This is a genomic window from Phaeovulum vinaykumarii, from assembly GCF_900156695.1.
GTDB classification, from domain to species: domain Bacteria; phylum Pseudomonadota; class Alphaproteobacteria; order Rhodobacterales; family Rhodobacteraceae; genus Bieblia_A; species Bieblia_A vinaykumarii.
The window spans coordinates 216,422-235,317 of record NZ_FTOM01000004.1 but is presented as its reverse complement, the minus strand read 5'-3'; the positions used below and the strand labels follow the sequence as shown (position 1 = coordinate 235,317).

The window sequence follows — 18,896 nt, the reverse complement described above, 5'->3', positions numbered from 1 at the left end:
GGCGATCAGCACGCGTCGGGGGTGCGGCCCTTGTCGGTCGCGGGAGGGGGCGCGGAACCGGTGTCCGGGCCGCCCTCGCCGCCCGCGACCGCAGAGGCGGCGTCCCTTGCGTCCCCATTCTTCGCGTTCCCATTCGTCGCGTTCCCGTTCGGTGCCATGCCCGCCGCGCGCGCCCCGCGCCGGCCGCGCGTCTTGGCGCCCCCTCCCGCGTGCTTCGTTCCCGCCGTGTCGCCGGGTTCGGCCGCCGGCAACCGCCCGCCCGAGGTCAGGAACCGCGTCAGATCGGCCGCCGACATCGGATGGGCATAGAGATAGCCTTGCAGCGCGTCGCAGCCCAGAGAGCGCAGCGTGGCCGCCTGACCGGCGGTTTCCACCCCTTCGGCGATCGTGTGGATGCCCAGGCCTCCGGCCAGGTCGATGATCGTGCGCGTCAGATTGCGGGCGCGGGCCTCGCGGGCGATGGGCCGAATGATCCGCCCGTCGATCTTGAGGGTCGAGGGCGCGATCTCCATCAGCCCGATGATCGAGGTATGCCCCGACCCGAAATCGTCGATCTCGATGCCGATCCCGGCGCTTTTCAGCATGTCGAGATGGTGCCAGAAAACGGCGTCCTCCTCTTCGACCAGGACATTCTCGACGATCTCGAAGGCGATGGAATAGCCGGCCTCGGACAATTCGCAGGCGCTGCGGATGATGCCCGGATCATGCATGCTGCCCGAGCAGACGTTGAAGCTGACCTTGGGCAGCAGCACCCCTTCGGCATCGAGCCGTTGCATCAACAGGCGCGTGCGCAGGATCATGGCATGGTCGATCTCGGGCACCAGATGCAGCTGTTCGGCGACGCGCATGAAGGCGTCGGGCCCGATCAGCCCGCGGGTGGGGTGGTTCCAGCGCGCCAGCACCTCGATGCCGACCAGCGTGCCGTCCTTGGCCGAGACCTGCGGCTGGAAGAAGGGCTCGATCTCGTTGTTTTCCAGCGCGCTGCGCACGTCCTCGGCCAGCCGCCGCTTGCCCTGCAACTCGCGTTCGAGCTTGAGCGAGTAGAATTCGATGCGGTTGCGGCCGCCCTGCTTGGCGCGATAGAGCGCGGCATCGGCCAGTTGCAGCAGGTCGGTGGCGCGACGGCTCGAGTTCTCGGTGCTGGCGATGCCGAAGCTGGCGCTGCACCGGATCACCAGATCCTCGTGGCTGAAGGGTTCGGCCAGGCGGGCGCGGATCCGCTCGATCACGCCGCGGGCCTGATCTTCGGTGGTGGCGGGCTCGAGGATGACCGAGAATTCGTCGCCCCCCACGCGCGCGGCGAAGTCGGCCTCGCGGATGTTCTCGCGCAGGATCTCGGCGACGCGGCGCAGGACGATGTCGCCGGCCTGATGGCCCAGCGTGTCGTTGACCTGCTTGAAATGGTCGAGGTCGATCTGGATCAGCGTGCATTGGCGGGCCCGTCCCGCAGCCACCTCCTGCAAGCGTTCGCGCAGCATCTGGTCGAAATAACGCCGGTTGGGCAGGCCCGTCAGCCCGTCGTGGAAGGCCAGATGTTCGTTCTGGGCGCGCATCCGGTCGGCCAGCCGGTGCGCCTGGGCCAGCTCGGCCTCGCGCAGGACATCGAGCGTGACATCGTGCAGCGCCCCGGTCCAGACGACCGAACCATCGGCCTCGCGGCGCGGGGTCGAGGCCCCCGACAGCCACAGCAGGCCGCGGGTCGCGTGGTGAAAGCGAAAGCGCATCCGCCATGGCGACAGATCGCGCGCGCTGGCGGCGGTGGCGTCGGCAAAGGTGGGCCAGTCGTCGCGGTCGACGCGTTCCAGGATGCGGTCCTGAAGTTCGACGATTTCCTCGCGGCTGAAGCCCACCAATTCGTTGAACCGCGCCGAGGTATAGGGAAAGTCGGCCGCGCCCGAGGGCTGGCGGCGGAATTCATAAAGCCCGACCGGCGCGATATCGGCGATCGAGGCCAGCTGGGCATGGGCGCGGTGCAATTCGGTCACGGCGGCATCGGCGCGTTTCTCGGTGGCGACCTGTTCAGTGATGTCGAGAACCTTGCCCAGCCAGATCGTCGTGCCGTCGTCGTCGCGCTGCGGGTTTGCCCAGACATGGATCCGGCGGCGGCCCTTTTCGGGGTGATCGAGCGCGTGATCGAAGTCGATGATGCTGAGGTCGCGCATCGATGTCTCGAAGACGGCCCGGATCGCGGCCTGTTCTTCCTCGGGGATGTTGCGCATGAAATCCTCGGGGGTCTTGCGCAGATCCTCGGCCGAGACGCCCAGAAGCGTGGGCATCTTGCTGCTGAAGAATTCGAAGCGGCGCGTGCCGTCCGGGCCGCGGCGATAATCGAAAAGCGCGCCGGGGATGTTCTCGACCACCGCGTCGAGCCGGGCGTGGCTGGTGCGCAATTCCGCCAGCGTGTTCGACAGCCGGCGGTCGGCTTCGGTCTGCTCGGTCACGTCCATGACATTGCCGCACCAGATGGTCGCGCCGTCGGGCATGCGCATCGGCAGCGATGACAGCATCATCCAGCGCAGCCCCTTGACGGGGTGGTTCAGCCGGTAGCGACAGATCAGCGGTTCGCCGGTTTCGCGGGTATGGGCGATGCGCGCGGCGATCTCGGCCTGGTCGTCGGGGTGGATGTTGCGCGCCGCGGCGGCGCCATCGGCCTGCATGTCCTCGGCCGACACGCCCAGCAGATCGGGCAGCTTGGCGCTGAAATAGGGCAGGTCGACCCGACCGTCGGGATGCTCGCGGTGTTCGAACAGCGCGCCGGGGGTATTGTCGGCCAGCGTGTTCAGCCGGTCGCGGGCGCGGCGGGCCTCCTGCGCGGTTTCGGCCAGCCGGCGTTCGCTGTCCTTCATGTGGTCGATGTTGATCAGAACGCCCGACACCCGCACCGGGCGGCCGGGGTCGTCGATCAGCCGCGCGATGCAACGATACCAGTGATAGCTGCCGTCCTTGTGGCGCATGCGCTGGTCGATCTGGACCATCTGGGTCTCGCCCGCGATCAGCCGGTCGATGGCGCCCACGCTCATGGGGCAATCCTCGGGGTGCAGCAGCGTGCGCCAGCCCTGGCGCGTGGCCGGATAGTCGCCGGGTTCATAGCCCATCAGGCGATAGGTCTCGTCGGGGGCCCAGCCCTCATCCTGTTCGGGCAGGACGGTCCAATGCGCCATTTCCCCCGACAGGGTCGAGGCGCGCAGCATCTCCTCGCGGGCTTCCAGGTCGCGCCGGGCGGCGTCGGCCTCGGCGGCCATGCGGATCAGCCGGGTCTCGGTTTCCTTGCGTTCCGAGATATCCTGAAGCGCGCCGCTCAGGCGGATGGTGCGCCCGTCCTCGCGGGTGGCCTCGCCGACGGCGCGCACCCACACGGTCGTGCCGTCAAGGCGCCGCAGCGGCAGTTCCAGATCCCAGGGCGTGCCGTCGTTCAGCCCGCGCTCGACCGCGGTGCGGATCGTCTCGCGCGCGTCCGGCGCATAGAAGTCGATCGCGTCCTCGATCCGGATCTGATGGCCGGGCGCGCAGCCGTGGATGCGGCAGGTCTCGTCCGACCAGAAGACCTCCTGGGTCTGGACGTCGTATTCCCAATAGCCCAGCCCCGCCAGCATGCCCGCGCGGCGCATCAGCTCCTCGGAGCGCGCCAGCCGTGCCTCGCCCTGCTTGCGCTGGTCGATGTCGCGGTGCAGCCCGCACATCCATTCGGGCTGGCCGTCGGCCAGGCGGCTGCGCAGCCGGCCGACGGCGCGCACCCAGACCCAGCGCCCGTCCTTGTGGCGCATCCGGGCCTCGATGTCATACCAGTCGGTTTCGCCGGCGAAATGGCGTGCCAGCTCGGCCTCGGAGCGCTTGAGGTCGTCGGGGTGGCACAGCGCGGTCCAGGTGTCGATGCTGGTGGGCTCCAGCTCCTCGAGGCGATAGCCCACGATAGCGGCCCAGCGGTCGTTGAAGATGGTCTCGCCGGTCTGCACGTTCCATTCCCAGGTGCCGGTGTCGGCGCCCTCGACGATGGCCGAGAGCCGCTCGATATCGGCGCGCAGCTGAACGCCCTCCTCGAGCAGCGGTCCGAGATCGGCCAGATGCAGCCGCAGGCGGAGGGCGTCGGGCGGTGCGTCGGCGGGCGGGGGAGCATCAGGAGGCGGGGGAACGTCTTGGGGCGGGGCAACGACCTCGCCCAGGATCAGCACGCGCTGGCCGCCGTCGGTTCCGGCGCGCAGATCGACACAGAGCGGGGGCGCGGGGCCGGGGCGGGCGTTCCGGTCGGTGAACCAGGCGCGCAAAGCGTCGTGGCTGGTGTCGTGGATCAGCTCGAAGAGGCTGCGGCCGACGGGATCGCCGTCGCGTGACAAAAGCGCCCCGATCGTGCCCGAAAGTGCCGGCGCCGACACCGCCCGGATCCTGCCGTTCAGATCGGTTTCGATCGTGCCGACGGCAAAGCCGCCCAGCGAACCTGTGCTCGAACATGCCGGGGCGGCATGCGAACGCACGGCACGAGTTCCGAGCCGGACGACAGCCACCTGATCTCCTCCCCGACACCAAATGAAATCGAAACAACCTGTGGCTGAATAACACGTTCCAATTCAGATGTCAGCCGAATGACGCACCGGAAGGTGATTTCCCGCCCGTTCCTTCCACGGCCGTGCCCGGCGCGCCGCAGTGGCGCGGTCTGGCGGGTGCCGGGGGGCGGCAGGCGGGGCATTCGGGCGGGGCGTTCGGGCGCGTCTCGGGCTTTCTCAGGCCGCGGGTGGCTCAGGCCGCGGGTGGGGCCGCGGGCGCGGGCAGAATGGCGGGCAGGGCGGCGGCCTCCTTGCCGCAGCTGCGCACCAGATCCGCGATCTCGGCCAGCTGCGGCGCCAGCGGGCAGGTTCGGCGCCAGACCATGCCGATGGTGCGGCTGGGCCGGGGCGCGTTCAGCCGCGCCACCGCGACAGGTGCGGCGGCGGTCTCGACCGCGACCGCCATCTGGGGGATCAGCGTCACGCCGATGCCCGCGCCCACCATCTGCACCAGCGTCGAGAGCGACGAGCCCTCCATCATCTCGCGCGTGCCCTGCGTCGACAGCTTGCAAAAGGACAGCGCCTGATCGCGGAAGCAATGCCCCTCCTCCAGCAGCAAAAGCCGCATCTCGCGCAGCCGGTCCGAACAGGGCACGGGCTGGCCGGCCTCGGCGCGGGGGCGCACCAGGACGAATTCCTCCTCGAAGAGCGGGGTCTCGCAGAGCGCGGGCTCGGACACCGGCAGCGCCAGAATGGCCGCATCCAGCCGCCCGGCGGTCAGATCCTCGATCAGCTTGCGCGTCACCGCCTCGCGCGGGCGCAGGTCCAGCCCCGGATAGCGCGCCCCCAGCGCCCCGATCAGCCGCGGCAGCAGATAGGGCGCGATGGTCGGGATCACCCCCAGCCGCAATTGACCGCCCAGGGGGGCCTGCGCGCCCCGCGCCAGATCGGCCAGCTCCTCGACCGCGCTGAGAATGTCGCGCGCGCGGGCCGCGACCGATTCGCCTAAGCGTGTCAGCCGGATCTGGCGCGCGGCGCGCTCGATCAGGGGGGCGCCCAGGATCTCCTCAAGCTCCTTCATCTGGAGCGACAGCGCCGGCTGGGAAATGGCGCAAGCCTCGGCCGCGCGCCCGAAATGGCGGTGCCGGGCCAGGGCCTCGAAGTAACGTAGATGTCGCATGGAGATGTTATTCATAGGCACTGCATATCGCAGCCATTGGAAAATGAAAATTCCCCTAATGGCTCGGTGTTGCTATGGTCGCAGCACAAGGGGAGGACAGCGCATCCGCCCCCCGGGAAAGGCCGCTCCGCGGCCCGATCGGGGCGGGCCCGCGCGCCTGCTCCCGATAGTGACGCGACACGGAAAACAAGGGAGAGACAGATGGACGGCAATGACATCCAGTCGGGCGGCAAATGCCCGGTCATGCATGGCGGCAACACCGCGATGGGTGCCTCGGTCATGGAGTGGTGGCCCAATGCGCTGAACCTCGACATCCTGCACCAGCATGACACCAAGACCGACCCGCTGGGCCGCGCCTTCGACTATCGCAAGGCCGTCGAGGGGCTGAATTTCGAGGCGGTGAAGGCCGATCTCAAGGCGCTGATGACCGACAGCCAGGACTGGTGGCCGGCCGATTGGGGCCATTACGGCGGGCTGATGATCCGCATGGCCTGGCACGCGGCGGGCTCGTATCGCACGGCGGACGGTCGCGGCGGCGGCGGCACCGGCAACCAGCGTTTCGCGCCGCTGAATTCGTGGCCCGACAACGTCAACCTGGACAAGGCGCGCCGGCTGCTGTGGCCGGTCAAGAAGAAATACGGCAACCGCCTCAGCTGGGCCGATCTCATCATCCTGGCCGGGACCGTCGCCTATGAGAGCATGGGCCTCAAGACCTATGGGTTCGCCTTTGGCCGGAGCGATATCTGGCACCCCGAGAAGGACGTCTACTGGGGCGCCGAAAAGGAATGGCTGGCGCCTTCGGATGCGCGCTACGAGAACGTGGACGACCCCTCGACCATGGAAAACCCGCTGGCGGCGGTGCAGATGGGGCTGATCTACGTCAACCCCGAGGGCGTGAACGGCACGCCCGACCCGCTCAAGACCGCGCTTCAGGTCCGCGAGACCTTCGCCCGCATGGCCATGAACGACGAGGAAACCGTGGCGCTGACCGCGGGTGGGCATACGGTGGGCAAATGCCACGGCAACGGCAATGCCGCCGAGCTGGGCCCCGACCCCGAAGCTGCCGATGTGACCGATCAGGGCCTGGGCTGGCTCAACACCACCTCGCGCGGGGTGGGGCGCAACACCGTGACCAGCGGCATCGAGGGCGCCTGGACCACCCATCCCACGCAATGGGACAACGGCTATTTCCACCTGCTGCTGAATTATGAGTGGGAGCTGAAGAAATCCCCCGCCGGCGCCTGGCAATGGGAGCCCGTCAACATCAAGGAGGAAGACAAGCCCGTCGATGTCGAGGATCCCTCGATCCGGCTCAACCCGATCATGACCGACGCCGACATGGCGATGAAGATGGACCCGATCTACCGCGAGATTTCCGAGCGGTTCCACAAGGATCCGGCCTATTTCTCGGAGGTCTTCGCGCGCGCCTGGTTCAAGCTGACCCACCGCGACATGGGACCGAAGGCGCGCTATCTTGGTCCTTGGGTGCCGGCCGAGGATCTGATCTGGCAAGACCCGGTGCCTGCGGGCGCGACCGGCTATGACGTCGCCGCCGCCAAGGCGCGGATCGCGGCCTCGGGGCTGTCGGTGGCCGATATGGTCGCCACCGCCTGGGACAGCGCGCGCACCTTCCGCGGCTCGGACATGCGCGGGGGCGCCAATGGCGCACGCATCCGTCTGGCACCGCAGAAGGATTGGGAGGGCAACGAACCCGAACGCCTGGCGCGGGTGCTGTCGGTGCTGGAGCCCATCGCCGCCGAGACCGGGGCGAGCCTGGCCGACATCATCGTGCTGGCGGGGAATGTCGGGGTCGAGCAGGCCGCGCGCGCGGCGGGCTTCGAGGTCGAGGTGCCCTTCGCGCCGGGCCGCGGGGACGCCACCGACGAGATGACCGACGCGGCTTCCTTCGACGTGCTGGAGCCGGTGGCCGATGGCTTCCGCAACTGGCAGAAGAAGGATTACGTTGTCGCCCCCGAGGAGCTGCTTCTCGATCGTGCGCAGCTGATGGGGCTGAGCGCGCCCGAGATGACCGTTCTGGTCGGCGGGATGCGGGCGTTGGGCACCAACCACGGCGGCACCGCGCATGGCGTGTTCACCGACCGGGTGGGGGCGCTGACGCCGGACTTCTTCACCGTGCTGACCGACATGGCCTGGAAATGGGTGCCCACGGGGCGGAACCTCTACGAGATCCGCGACCGCAAGACGGGCGAGGCCAAATGGACCGCGACGCGCGTCGATCTGGTCTTCGGGTCGAATTCGATCCTGCGCGCCTATGCCGAGCTTTACGCCCAGGACGACAACGCCGGCAAGTTCGTGGCGGATTTCGTGGCCGCCTGGACCAAGGTGATGAACGCCGACCGCTTCGATCTGGTCTGAGCGCGGCGTTCGGCAACATCCCCGGTCCCGGTCGATCCGGGGCCGGGCGGGATCTGCGGCCCCGTGTCCCCTTTCGGGGGCGCGGGGCCTTTTCGTGACGGGGTGCGCCCCTGTCCGGGACGGGCAGGCTCAGCCCTGGCGGAAAAGATCACGCTGGGTTGCGGGCTGGCTGCGCCAATATTGCGGCGCGGCCTCGATCTGCGCGCCCAGCGCCGCCGCCGCATGCCAGGGCCAGCGCGGATCATAGAGGATCGCCCGCGCGATCCCCACGAAATCGGCGTCCCCCGTGGCCACGATGGCCTCGGCCTGCTGGGGTTCGGTGATCAGCCCCACCGCCACCACCGGCATCTTGACCGCCGCCTTGACCGCGCGCGCCAGCGGCACCTGGTAATTCGGCCCGATGGCGATGGCCTGGCGCGGGTCGAGCCCGCCGCTCGAGACATGGATGCCGCCGCAGCCGCGGGCCTCCAGCGCCTGGGCCAAGGCGAGCGTGCTCTCGAGATCCCAGCCCGCCTCCATCCAGTCGGTGGCCGAGACCCGCACCGAGACGGGGCGGTCGGCGGGAAAGGCCGCGCGCACGGCGTCGAACACCTCGAGCGGGAAGCGCATCCGGTTCTCGAGGCTGCCGCCATAGGCATCGCTGCGCTGGTTCGACAGGGGCGACAGGAACTGATGCAGCAGATAGCCATGCGCGGCATGGATCTGCACCGCATCGAGACCCAGCGCCCCGGCGCGGGCGGCCGCTTCGGCAAAGGCGGTGCGCAGGCGGGCCAGGTCCGACAGGTCCAGTGCCCGCGGCGGCAGGTCGGTTTGCAGGAAGCCGCAGGCCGAAGGCGCCACCGTCTGCCAGCCGTCGGCATGGCCGGGCGGCAGCTGCGCGCCCCCCTTCCACGGCCGCGCACACGAGCCCTTGCGACCGGCATGGCTGAGTTGCAGCGCCAGCGGCATCGACGACCAGCGCCGCACGCTGTCCAGAACCCGCCCCATCGCCGCGGCGCAGGCCTCGTCCCACAGGCCCAGATCGGCATGGGTGATGCGTCCCTCGGGCGTGACCGCCGTGGCCTCGATGGTCAGAAGCCCGGCCCCCGATTGCGCCAGCTGGCCCAGATGCATCTGGTGCCAGTCATTCATCTGCCCGTTCTCGGCCGAATACTGGCACATGGGCGCGATCACGATGCGATTGGACAGGACAAGCCCGCTGCCTTCGACGGGGAAGGGCCGGAACAGGACGGGCTGGGGCATGGGCGGCTCCGTGACAGGAAAATGCGGACAGGACATGAAATGGGCACCTTTTTCATCCAGACGGGCAAACGGGCATCCGTCAAGCCGTCCTTTCGAGCAGGTCCGCCGCCGTCACCGGGTCCGTTTTCAGGGCGGGGCGCGACGTGGAAGGGCGCCGGAGCGGAGGGCGCCAGGGGGGCCGCAGGCGGGGGCTGCGGCCTGCCGACATCTTGCATCCCCCCCGCACGCGCCTATCAGGGGGCATGGCGCTTGAACTCACCTCTCTCCGCGATCTGGCCGCACAGGGCTTTGACGACATCATCGACGTGCGCTCGCCCGCCGAACATGCCGAAGACCACCTGCCCGGCGCGATCAACCTGCCGGTCATGGACAATGCCGAACGCGCCCGCGTCGGCACGATCTACAAGCAGGTCTCGCCCTTCATGGCGCGCAAGATCGGCGCGGCCATCGTGGCGCGCAACGCCGCGCGCCATCTCGAGGGGCCCCTGGCCGACAAGCCGGGTGGCTGGCGGCCGCTGGTCTATTGCTGGCGGGGGGGGCAGCGCTCGGGCTCGTTTGCCACGATCCTGTCGCAGATCGGCTGGCGGGTCGAGCTGGTCCGGGGCGGCTACAAGGCCTGGCGCGGGCTGGTGGTGCAGGCGCTCTATGACCGGCCCTTTCCCGCGCCGGTGATCGTGCTCGATGGCAACACCGGCAGCGCCAAGACCGAACTGCTGAACCTTCTGCCCGAACATGGCGTGCAGGTGATCGACCTCGAGGGGCTGGCCGGGCATCGCGGGTCTCTCTTCGGGGCGATGGGGGTGCAACCCTCGCAGAAGCTGTTCGAGATGCGGCTGGCCATGGCGATGAGCGCGCTTGATCCCGCGCGCCCCGTCGTGGTCGAGGCCGAAAGCGCCAAGGTCGGGGAATGTCGCCTGCCGCCGGGGCTGTGGCGGGCGATGTGCGCCGCCCCGCGGATCGAGATCGCGGCCCCCCTGGCCGCGCGCGCCGCTTATCTGACGCGCGCCTATGCCGATCTGACCGCGGACCCCGACCAGCTTCTGGCCCGCATCGAGAGCTTGCGCCATTTCCATTCCGCCGAGACGATCGAGACCTGGATGCAGGCTGCGCGGGCGGGCGATTTCGCCACCCTGGCCCAGGGACTGATGGCGGCCCATTACGACCCGCGCTACAACCGCCACCGCGCCCGCATCGGCGCCCCGGCGACGGTGCTGCCCGCGCCCGGCCTGGCGCCCGGCGATCTGGCGGGGCTTGCGCGCGATCTGGCGCGGGAGATCGCGTCGCGCTAGGCTGGGGGCGACTGCCAGAAGGAAGCCCCCGATGACCGCGCCCACCCAAGCCCCCGCCGCGTCCGAACCGCGCCTGACCACGCTGGCCCATGGCGGCGGCTGCGGCTGCAAGATCGCGCCCGACGTGCTGTCGCGGATCCTGCGCGAGACCGCCGTCCTGCCGGCGCCGCCCGAATTGCTGGTGGGGATCGAGACCTCGGACGACGCCGCGGTCTATCGGCTCAACGACAGCCAGGCGCTGATCGCCACGACCGATTTCTTCATGCCCATCGTGGATGACCCGCGCGATTTCGGGCGCATCGCCGCGACCAATGCCCTGAGCGATGTCTACGCGATGGGCGGGCGCCCGATCCTGGCGCTGGCGCTGGTGGGGATGCCGGTCGGCACGCTCTCGACGGCGACCATCGGCGCCATTCTCGACGGCGGCGCCTCGGTCTGTGCGGCGGCTGGCATCCCGGTCGCGGGGGGCCATTCCATCGACTCGGTCGAGCCGATCTATGGCCTGGTGGCGCTGGGCCTTGTCCATCCCGATCAGGTGCGCAGCAATGCCGGCGCGCGGCCGGGCGACGTGCTGATCCTGGGCAAGCCGCTGGGGGTGGGGGTGATGTCGGGCGCGCTCAAGAAAGGCGTGCTGTCGGCGACCGCTTACGCGCAGATGATCGCCACGACGACGCGGCTCAACACGCCGGGGCCGGCGCTGGCGGCGCTCGGGGGCGTGCATGCCATGACCGATGTGACGGGCTTCGGGCTCTGCGGGCATGCGCTCGAGATGACGCGCGGGTCGGGCTGCGATCTCCAGATCGACTGGGCCGCGGTGCCGCTTCTGCCGGGCGTGCGCGATCTGGCGGCGGCGGGCCATGTCACCGGCGCCTCGGGGCGCAACTGGGCCAGTTGCCGCGACGGCGTGGTGCTGGGCGACGGGATCTCGGATCTGGACCGGGCGCTTCTGACCGACCCGCAGACCAGCGGCGGTCTGCTGGTGGCCTGCGCGCCCGAGGCGGCCGCGCGGGTGCTGGCGATCTTTGCCGAGGCCGGTTTTGCCGAGGCTGCGCAGATCGGGCGCGTCGGTGCGCCCAGTGCCGATCCGCGGCTGACCATTCTTTGAATTTGCTTTTGCATCATCGTCTTGCGCGCGAAAGTTCGCGCAAGACGTGAGGTTTTGCGCGCCTCAGGCGCCGCCCTCCGACAGATCGGCAAACAGCGCCGAGGACAGATAGCGTTCGCCCGAATCCGGCAAGATGACCACGATCGTCTTGCCCGCATTCTCGGGCCGATGCGCCAGCCGCAGCGCCACCGCCGCCGCCGCCCCGCAGGAGATGCCCGACAGGATGCCTTCCTCGCGCGCCAGCCGCCGGGCGGTTTCCATCGCCTCGGCATCGGTGACGGTCTCGACCGCGTCGATCAGCGTCAGGTCCAGCACCTCGGGCACGAAGCCCGCGCCGATGCCCTGGATCTTGTGCGGCGCAGGGCGCGGATATTCGCCCGCCCGCATTTGGGTCAGCACCGGGCTGGCGGCGGGTTCGACCGCGACCGAGACCAGCGGATGGCCCAGCGTGCGCTTGATGTGGCGCGAGATGCCGGTGATCGTGCCGCCGGTCCCCACCCCCGAGACCAGGATATCCACATGGCCCCCGGTGTCGGCCCAGATCTCGGGGCCGGTGGTTTCCTCGTGGATGCGCGGGTTGGCGGGGTTGCGGAATTGCTGGAGCAGCAGGAACTTGGGATCGCGCGCGATCTCCTCGGCGCGGGCGATGGCCCCGGCCATGCCGCGCGCGCCCTCGGTCAGGACCAGCCGCGCGCCATAGGCGGCCAGCAGCTTGCGCCGTTCGAGGCTCATCGTCTCGGGCATGGTCAGCGTGATCGGGATGCCGCGGGCGGCGCAGACGAAGGCCAGCGCAATGCCGGTATTGCCCGAGGTGGGCTCGACGATCTCGCGGCCGGGGGTCAGCAGGCCCTCGGCCTCGGCGGCGCGGATCATCGACACGCCGACCCGGCACTTGACCGAATAGGCGGGGTTGCGCCCCTCGATCTTGGCCAGGACGCGCGCGCCCGCGCCTTGCGCCATGCGTCCCAGCGCGACCAGCGGCGTGTTGCCGATGGCCATCGAATTGTCGGCGAAGATGCGGGTCATGGCGGGCTCCCTGGCAATTGGGGCGGGTGATCGGGGGCAGTATGCCGCGATCAGGGGGCGCCCGACAATCCCCGCCCCACAATCAATCCCCGCCCGACAATTCCCGCCCCACAATCCCCGCCCGTCGCGCGCCTAGATGAACAGCCCCCACAGGATCGGCAGCACCAGCGCCGTGGCCAGCGCGTTCAGCCCCATGGCAAGGCCCGCGAAGGCGCCTGCGGTCTCGTTGACCTGAAGCGCGCGGGCGGTGCCGATGCCGTGGCTGGCAGTGCCGATGGCCAGGCCGCGCGCGCGCCAGTCACGCACCCGCAGCAGATCCAGCACCATCGGCCCGATCATCGCGCCCAGGATACCCGTCACGATCACCACCACCGCGGTGAGCGAGGGCAGCCCGCCCAGCTCCTCGGCGATGGCCATCGCCACCGGCGCGGTCACCGATTTGGGCGCGACCGAGGCCAGGAGCGCCGGCGGCGCCCCCAGCGCCCAGGCCACCGCCACCGCCGAGACGATGGCCGTCAGCGACCCCGCCAGCAGACTGATCGTGATCGCCAGCGCCGAGCGGCGCACCCGCTGCCATTGCCGGTAAAGCGGCACCGCCAGCGCCACCGTCGCCGGGCCCAGCAGGAAATGGACGAATTGCGCGCCCTCGAAATAGGTCGCGTAATCGGTGCCGGTCAGGCGCAGCACCGCCACGTTCACGATCACCGCGCCCAGCACCGGGTTGAGCCAGGGCTTGCGCCCGCTGCGTTCGAACAGCCAGCTTGCCGCCTGGAAGCTGGCCAGCGTCAGCGTCAGGTGAAAGAGCGGCGAGGTGCTCAGATAGACCCAGGTCGCGTGCAGGTCAGTCATCGCGCGTGCCCTCCGCATCCGCGCGGGTTGCGCGGCCCAGCCAGGACATCGCCAGCCCCGTCACCGCGATGGCCAGCACCGTCGAGACCAGGATCGACAGGCCCAGCGGCGCGATCTCCTGGCCCAGTTCGCGGAAATGCAGCATCACCCCGGTGCCCGCCGGCACGAACAGAAGCGACATCGCCCGGCCCAGCCCCCCGGCCACCTCTGAAAGCGGCTCGGACACGCCGCCGCGGATCATCAGCAGCGTGAACAGAAACACCATGCCCAGCACCGGCCCCGGCAAGGGCAGCGCCAGCACGCTCACGACGAATTCGCCGGCCAGCTGGCAGGCAAAGATCAGGGTCAGGACGCCGGTCATGGCTGTCTCCGTGAAAGAGGGTGGGGCTTTGGGTGAACCGGGCTCTGGTCATCCCCGTCCCGGACAGGCCAATCGGGAGGGCCGTGGACAGGATATGTCCGGTGTGAAACCGGGGCAATGACGCGGCGTCCGGGCCGCGAATGACCGAGGTTGGAAGGCAGCGTCACGAGGGGGGGCTTTCAAGGGGAATGCGCGGCATGTTTTCGCAAACCTGCCCTATTCCTGACGTTTTCGCCGCATTTCTGGTCTGGATATTGCAGAAGAATTCGGAGCTCTCCATGAAGCTTGTTCACATTGCTCTTTTCCTGTGTCTGCCCGCCTGCGTTCCGACCGCCGTGGTCACCGATTACAATGGTGACAGCGTCACGGTTCAATCTCCGGGACGAAAGCCGTCTGCCGATGTCGTCTCGGAGGCGTCGCGGATCTGTTCCGCCCGCGGAGCCTATGCGGAATACGCATCCTCTCGCAAGGTTTACGCGCCCGAGAACCTCGAGACGACCTATGGCCATCTGTTCCTTTGCCTGCCCGATCCGGGCCGCACCGTCCCGCGCTCCTATGTCGTGCCGATGATGCCCGTGGCCGCCGTGCCGGCCTATGCAAGCCCCTATGCCGGGGTGCAGGGCGGCTATTTCCAAGGCGCGCGCGGCATGTGAGCGTCACATGTGAGCGCCACGTTCCGGCCCTGCCGGTGCTCTCATGGCGGTCGGCTCCGGGCCCCGCGCGGGCCTCACGCGAAACGCAGTGGTGACAGGGGTTCGGCGCGGTGGATGGTGCCCCCAGACGGGATCGAACCGCCGACCTTCGGTTTACAAAACCGCTGCTCTACCAGCTGAGCTATAGGGGCCTTCCGGCTCGCCTCTAGCACGGCGGCCGGCGGGCGCGCAACTGGTGTTGGCGGCGCTGCGCGGCGGGGGAGAGGGGGGCCAAGGAAACGGCCGGGGGCGCAAGGCTCCCCGGCCGGTTCAGGTTCATGGCGCTTGGTGTCCGGCCACGCGAGGGTGGGCGGAGACCCGCGGCCCGGCTCAGCTTTGGGCGAGGTTGCGCAGCACGTAATGCAGCACGCCGCCGTTCTCGAGATATTCGACCTCGACCGCGGTATCGACCCGGCATTTCAACTCGATCGTCCGGGTGGTGCCATCGGGCGCGGTGATCGTGCAAGGCACGATCGACAGCGGCTTGAGCCCGCCCTCGAGCCCCTCGATCGAGATCACCTCGTCGCCGGTCAGGCCCAGCGAGCTGCGGGTCTGCCCGCCGGTGAATTCGAACGGGATGACCCCCATGCCGACCAGGTTCGAGCGGTGGATGCGCTCGAAGCTTTCCGCGATCACGGCCTTGACGCCCAGCAGGTTGGTGCCCTTGGCCGCCCAGTCGCGCGACGAGCCCGCGCCGTATTCCTTGCCGCCGATCACCACCAGCGGCACGCCCTTGGCCTGATAGGCCATCGAGGCGTCGTAGATCGAGGTCTCGGCGCCATCCGGGCCCTTGGTATAGCCGCCCTCGACGCCCTCGAGCATCTCGTTGCGGATGCGGATGTTGGCGAAGGTGCCGCGCATCATGACTTCGTGGTTGCCGCGGCGCGAGCCGTAGCTGTTGAAGTCCTTGGGCGCGACCTGGCGTTCGGTCAGGTATTTGCCCGCCGGGGTGGTGGGCTTGAACGAGCCCGCCGGCGAGATGTGGTCGGTGGTGATCATGTCGCCCAGCACCGCCAGAACGCGCGCGCCGGCGATGTTCGAGATCGTGCCGGGCTCCTGCGACATGCCGCGGAAATAGGGCGGGTTCTGGATGTAGGTCGAGCTGGGCGGCCAGTCATAGGTCTCGCCGGTGGTGGTCTCGACCGCCTGCCATTTCTCGTCGCCCTTGAACACGTCGGCGTATTTCGCGCGGAAGGCCTCGCGGGTCACGGTGGCCTCGACCAGCTCGGCGATCTCCTGGTTGGTCGGCCAGATGTCCTTGAGATAGACCGGCTGGCCATCCTTGCCGGTGCCCAGCGGCTCGGTCGTCAGGTCGATGTTCATGTCGCCGGCCAGCGCATAGGCCACGACCAGCGGCGGGCTGGCCAGGTAGTTGGCGCGCACGTCGGGGCTGATGCGGCCCTCGAAGTTGCGGTTGCCCGACAGCACCGAGGTGGCGACCAGATCGCCCTCGGCGATGGCCTTCGAGATTTCGGGCTGGAGCGGGCCCGAGTTGCCGATGCAGGTGGTGCAGCCATAGCCCACGAGGTTGAAGCCGATGGCGTCGAGATCCTCCTGAAGGCCCGAGGCCTCGAGATATTCCGACACGACCTGCGAGCCGGGCGCGAGCGAGGTCTTGACCCAGGGCTTGCGATCCAGCCCCAGCGCGCGCGCCTTGCGCGCCACCAGACCGGCGCCGATCAGCACATAGGGGTTCGAGGTGTTGGTGCACGACGTGATCGAGGCGATCACCACCTTGCCCGAGGACATGGCGTAATCCTCGCCCTCGACGGGAACCTGCTTGTCGCGCGGGCGCTTGAAGGTGGTCTCCATCTCGCGCGCGAAGGCGGTCTTGGCATCCGAGAGCGGCAGGTAATCCTGCGGCCGTTTCGGCCCCGAGATCGCCGGCACGATGCTCGACATGTCCAGTTCCAGCGTGTCGGTGTAGATCGGCGCGTAATCGGGCCCGCGCCACATGCCGTTTTCCTTGGCATAGGCTTCGACCAGCGCCACGCGGTCCTCGTCGCGGCCGGTCTGGCGCAGATAGCGCAGGGTCTCGTCGTCGATCGGGAAGAAGCCGCAGGTGGCGCCGTATTCGGGGGCCATGTTGGCGATGGTCGCCCGGTCGGCCAGCGGCAGGTTGTCGAGCCCGTCGCCCCAGAATTCGACGAACTTGCCGACCACGCCCTTCTGGCGCAGCATCTGCACGACCTTGAGCACGAGGTCGGTGGCGGTGGTGCCCTCGACCATGGCGCCGGTCAGCTTGAAGCCCACGACCTCGGGGATCAGCATCGACACCGGCTGGCCCAGCATCGCGGCCTCGGCCTCGATGCCGCCCACACCCCAGCCCAGGACCGCCAGGCCGTTGACCATGGTGGTGTGGCTGTCGGTGCCCACCAGCGTGTCGGGATAGGCGACCTCGGCCCCGGTCTGGTCGGTGTCGGTCCACACGGTCTGGGCCAGATATTCCAGGTTCACCTGGTGGCAGATGCCGGTTCCGGGCGGCACCACGCGGAAGTTGTCAAAGGCGCCCTGACCCCATTTCAGGAACTGATAGCGCTCCATGTTGCGCTGATATTCCAGATCCACGTTCTTCTGGAAGGCGCGCGGGGTGCCGAATTCGTCGATCATCACCGAATGGTCGATGACCAGATCGACCGGCACCAGCGGGTTGATCTTTCTGGCGTCGCCGCCCAGCGCCTTGATGCCGTCGCGCATCGCCGCCAGGTCCACCACCGCCGGAACGCCGGTGAAATCCTGCATCAGCACGCGCGCCGGGCGATAGGCGATCTCGCGCGGGTTCTTGCCGCCGTTGGCGCCCCATTCGCCAAAGGCCCGGATGTCGTCGGTCGAGACGGTGAAGCCGTCGTCCTCGAAGCGCAGCATGTTCTCGAGCACGACCTTGAGGCTGGCCGGCAGCCGGTCAAAGGTGCCAAGGCCTGCGGCCTGGGCCGCCGGGATCGAGTAATAGGCAATCTCGCGCCCACCCGCTTTGAGCGTGCGGCGGGTGCCGGCGCTGTCTTTTCCGGTCACGATCGGCATGGTCTGGCCTCCCTGGGGGTGAAAAGGGCTCTTGCTGGGAAAGGCTATGCCGCATCCCGGTCCACCGTTCAAGAGGGCGGGGCGCTTTTTGTATACCGTTGTGCACAAAAAGCCGGATTCGCGGGCGCAAGGCCGGGGGGGCGCCTGGCGCGGGCCCGCCAAACGGGCAGCGCTGCGCCCGCGGGTGCCCATTCGAGCGGCATTCCGGGCGGCGGCGCGGCGCGGATACCGGCAGCGCCGGGCGGGGTTGCGTCAGCGCGCCACACTCGCAAAACCTTGATTGGCAAAGCCTCGGGGGGGCACCTAACACTATCCGGGCGAACAGGGGAGCATGGCCCAATGAAACGCGCGTTCTTCGCGGCACTCGTGGCGTGTTCGGTCGCCGTCGCGGGCGATGCCGGCGCCGAGACGACCGCCGAAGACGGGCAGGGGGCCCATGGGGCCGCATCGCCGGTCGTGGTCGAGCTGTTCACCTCGCAGGGATGTTCGGCCTGTCCGCCGGCCGATGCGCTTCTGGCCGAGATCGCCCCGCGCCGGGACATCATCGCGCTGTCTTTGCATGTCGATTACTGGGATTATCTCGGCTGGTCGGACATCTTCGCCCAATCCGCCTTCACCGACCGCCAGCGCGGCTATGCCCGCATCGCCGGCGAGCGCGCGGTGTTCACCCCGCAGATGATCGTGGCCGGGGCGACGATCCTGCCCGATGTGACGCCCGCCGTGCTGGAAGGTGCGATTGCCGCCGCCGCGGCGCATCCGGCCGCGCCGGTGCGCTTGCAGGTGCGCCGGCAAGGCGAGGCGCTGCATGTCGCGCTTTCGGCCGAGGCCGGGCCCTTGCCGGACGGCACCGTGGTGCAGCTTGTGCGCTATCTGCCCAATGTCCGCGTCGATATCCCCCAGGGCGAGAACGCCGGACGCTCGTTCGATTATTCCAACGTCGTGATCGCCTGGAATGCGCTGGGCGCCTGGGACGGGCAGGGCCCGCGCGCCTTTGATGTCGCGCTCAAGGGGCCCGAACCGGCAGTGGTGATCGTGCAGGCCGCCCGCGAGACCCCCGACGGCCCGTTGCCGGGGCCGATCCTGGCCGCCGCGCGGGTCGACTGATCCGAGCCCTGTGCCGGGCCTGCGCGCGCTGTCGCGCACCGGCCTTTGGCGCCCCGCGGGGCGTTAACCCTCAAGCCCTTGAGGCTGAAAGCGTATTGCCCGAACATGCTTTGCGTTACACTGGAGGCGAAGAACCGGCCGCACCGATTCGTCGTCGCCATCGTGCCCGTGGG

General features: G+C 69.0%; 12 protein-coding genes and 1 tRNA gene. 5 read left to right on the top strand and 8 right to left on the bottom strand.

What is annotated here, in order from left to right; translation table 11 throughout:
- Nucleotides 1–5: 5 nt before the first annotated feature.
- Entirely contained in the window at nt 6–4,499 is a 4,494-nt protein-coding gene (locus BW949_RS10590; RefSeq protein WP_083947717.1) for a sensor domain-containing protein, read from the bottom strand.
- A 232-nt stretch (nt 4,500–4,731) separates the two neighbouring features.
- Nucleotides 4,732–5,673, bottom strand: a complete 942-nt coding sequence (locus tag BW949_RS10585; RefSeq protein WP_076365871.1) for a hydrogen peroxide-inducible genes activator — start codon at nt 5,671–5,673, stop codon at nt 4,732–4,734.
- A 186-nt stretch (nt 5,674–5,859) separates the two neighbouring features.
- Between BW949_RS10585 and katG the strand changes: the two genes are divergently transcribed.
- The gene (gene katG / locus BW949_RS10580) at nt 5,860–8,034 is read left to right on the top strand and encodes a catalase/peroxidase HPI (RefSeq protein ID WP_076365869.1); all 2,175 of its coding nucleotides are present in this window, start codon (nt 5,860–5,862) and stop codon (nt 8,032–8,034) included.
- A 129-nt stretch (nt 8,035–8,163) separates the two neighbouring features.
- On the opposite strand, the gene BW949_RS10575 is transcribed toward katG, so the two are convergent.
- Nucleotides 8,164–9,276 (bottom strand): NADH:flavin oxidoreductase/NADH oxidase, encoded by a 1,113-nt coding sequence (locus tag BW949_RS10575; protein ID WP_076365867.1) that lies wholly within the window; start codon nt 9,274–9,276, stop codon nt 8,164–8,166.
- A gap of 242 nt (nt 9,277–9,518) precedes the next feature.
- Here BW949_RS10575 and mnmH point away from each other — a divergent pair, with 242 nt between their 5' ends.
- Both mnmH and selD read left to right on the top strand, forming a co-directional pair.
- The gene (gene mnmH, locus BW949_RS10570) at nt 9,519–10,565 is read left to right on the top strand and encodes a tRNA 2-selenouridine(34) synthase MnmH (RefSeq protein ID WP_076365865.1); all 1,047 of its coding nucleotides are present in this window, start codon (nt 9,519–9,521) and stop codon (nt 10,563–10,565) included.
- A 31-nt stretch (nt 10,566–10,596) separates the two neighbouring features.
- Complete coding sequence (gene selD, locus BW949_RS10565) at nt 10,597–11,670, top strand: selenide, water dikinase SelD (protein WP_076365863.1); 1,074 nt, start codon at nt 10,597–10,599, stop codon at nt 11,668–11,670.
- A gap of 63 nt (nt 11,671–11,733) precedes the next feature.
- Here selD and cysK read toward each other — a convergent pair whose 3' ends face one another.
- The 3 genes from cysK to BW949_RS10550 all read right to left on the bottom strand — a co-directional run bounded on the left by cysK (nt 11,734) and on the right by BW949_RS10550 (nt 13,906).
- Nucleotides 11,734–12,696, bottom strand: coding sequence for a cysteine synthase A (cysK, locus tag BW949_RS10560; RefSeq protein WP_076365861.1), 963 nt, complete (start codon nt 12,694–12,696; stop codon nt 11,734–11,736).
- Nucleotides 12,697–12,828: 132 nt separating this feature from the next.
- Entirely contained in the window at nt 12,829–13,545 is a 717-nt protein-coding gene (locus tag BW949_RS10555) for an LrgB family protein (RefSeq protein ID WP_076365859.1), read from the bottom strand.
- On the bottom strand, nt 13,538–13,906 hold the full coding sequence (locus tag BW949_RS10550; RefSeq protein ID WP_076365857.1) for a CidA/LrgA family protein: 369 nt from the start codon (nt 13,904–13,906) through the stop codon (nt 13,538–13,540). The genes BW949_RS10555 and BW949_RS10550 overlap by 8 nt, the downstream gene beginning before the upstream one ends.
- A 197-nt stretch (nt 13,907–14,103) precedes the next feature.
- Between BW949_RS10550 and BW949_RS10545 the strand changes: the two genes are divergently transcribed.
- Nucleotides 14,104–14,559 carry a hypothetical protein gene (locus BW949_RS10545; protein WP_210187217.1) on the top strand — a complete coding sequence of 152 codons (456 nt, stop codon included), beginning with the start codon at nt 14,104–14,106 and terminating at the stop codon, nt 14,557–14,559.
- A gap of 115 nt (nt 14,560–14,674) precedes the next feature.
- On the opposite strand, the gene BW949_RS10540 is transcribed toward BW949_RS10545, so the two are convergent.
- Together BW949_RS10540 and acnA are read right to left on the bottom strand one after the other, a co-directional pair.
- Nucleotides 14,675–14,750: transfer RNA gene (locus tag BW949_RS10540), tRNA-Thr, on the bottom strand.
- 178 nt (nt 14,751–14,928) lie between these two features.
- Entirely contained in the window at nt 14,929–17,619 is a 2,691-nt protein-coding gene (gene acnA, locus BW949_RS10535) for an aconitate hydratase AcnA (RefSeq protein ID WP_076365853.1), read from the bottom strand.
- Nucleotides 17,620–17,958: 339 nt separating this feature from the next.
- On the opposite strand from acnA, the gene BW949_RS10530 reads away from it, so the two are divergent.
- On the top strand, nt 17,959–18,723 hold the full coding sequence (locus BW949_RS10530; RefSeq protein ID WP_083947716.1) for a DUF1223 domain-containing protein: 765 nt from the start codon (nt 17,959–17,961) through the stop codon (nt 18,721–18,723).
- Nucleotides 18,724–18,896: the final 173 nt, after the last annotated feature.

What these genes read in the sequence shown, in the direction of transcription:
- mnmH (WP_076365865.1), top strand. Translation starts at nt 9,519, where the DNA reads ATGGCGCTTGAACTCACCTCTCTCCGCGATCTGGCCGCACAGGGCTTT.
- BW949_RS10550 (WP_076365857.1), bottom strand. Translation starts at nt 13,906, where the DNA reads ATGACCGGCGTCCTGACCCTGATCTTTGCCTGCCAGCTGGCCGGCGAA.
- BW949_RS10575 (WP_076365867.1), bottom strand. Translation starts at nt 9,276, where the DNA reads ATGCCCCAGCCCGTCCTGTTCCGGCCCTTCCCCGTCGAAGGCAGCGGG.
- katG (WP_076365869.1), top strand. Translation starts at nt 5,860, where the DNA reads ATGGACGGCAATGACATCCAGTCGGGCGGCAAATGCCCGGTCATGCAT.
- selD (WP_076365863.1), top strand. Translation starts at nt 10,597, where the DNA reads ATGACCGCGCCCACCCAAGCCCCCGCCGCGTCCGAACCGCGCCTGACC.
- BW949_RS10585 (WP_076365871.1), bottom strand. Translation starts at nt 5,673, where the DNA reads ATGAATAACATCTCCATGCGACATCTACGTTACTTCGAGGCCCTGGCC.
- acnA (WP_076365853.1), bottom strand. Translation starts at nt 17,619, where the DNA reads ATGCCGATCGTGACCGGAAAAGACAGCGCCGGCACCCGCCGCACGCTC.
- BW949_RS10530 (WP_083947716.1), top strand. Translation starts at nt 17,959, where the DNA reads ATGAAACGCGCGTTCTTCGCGGCACTCGTGGCGTGTTCGGTCGCCGTC.
- BW949_RS10545 (WP_210187217.1), top strand. Translation starts at nt 14,104, where the DNA reads ATGTTTTCGCAAACCTGCCCTATTCCTGACGTTTTCGCCGCATTTCTG.
- cysK (WP_076365861.1), bottom strand. Translation starts at nt 12,696, where the DNA reads ATGACCCGCATCTTCGCCGACAATTCGATGGCCATCGGCAACACGCCG.
- BW949_RS10555 (WP_076365859.1), bottom strand. Translation starts at nt 13,545, where the DNA reads ATGACTGACCTGCACGCGACCTGGGTCTATCTGAGCACCTCGCCGCTC.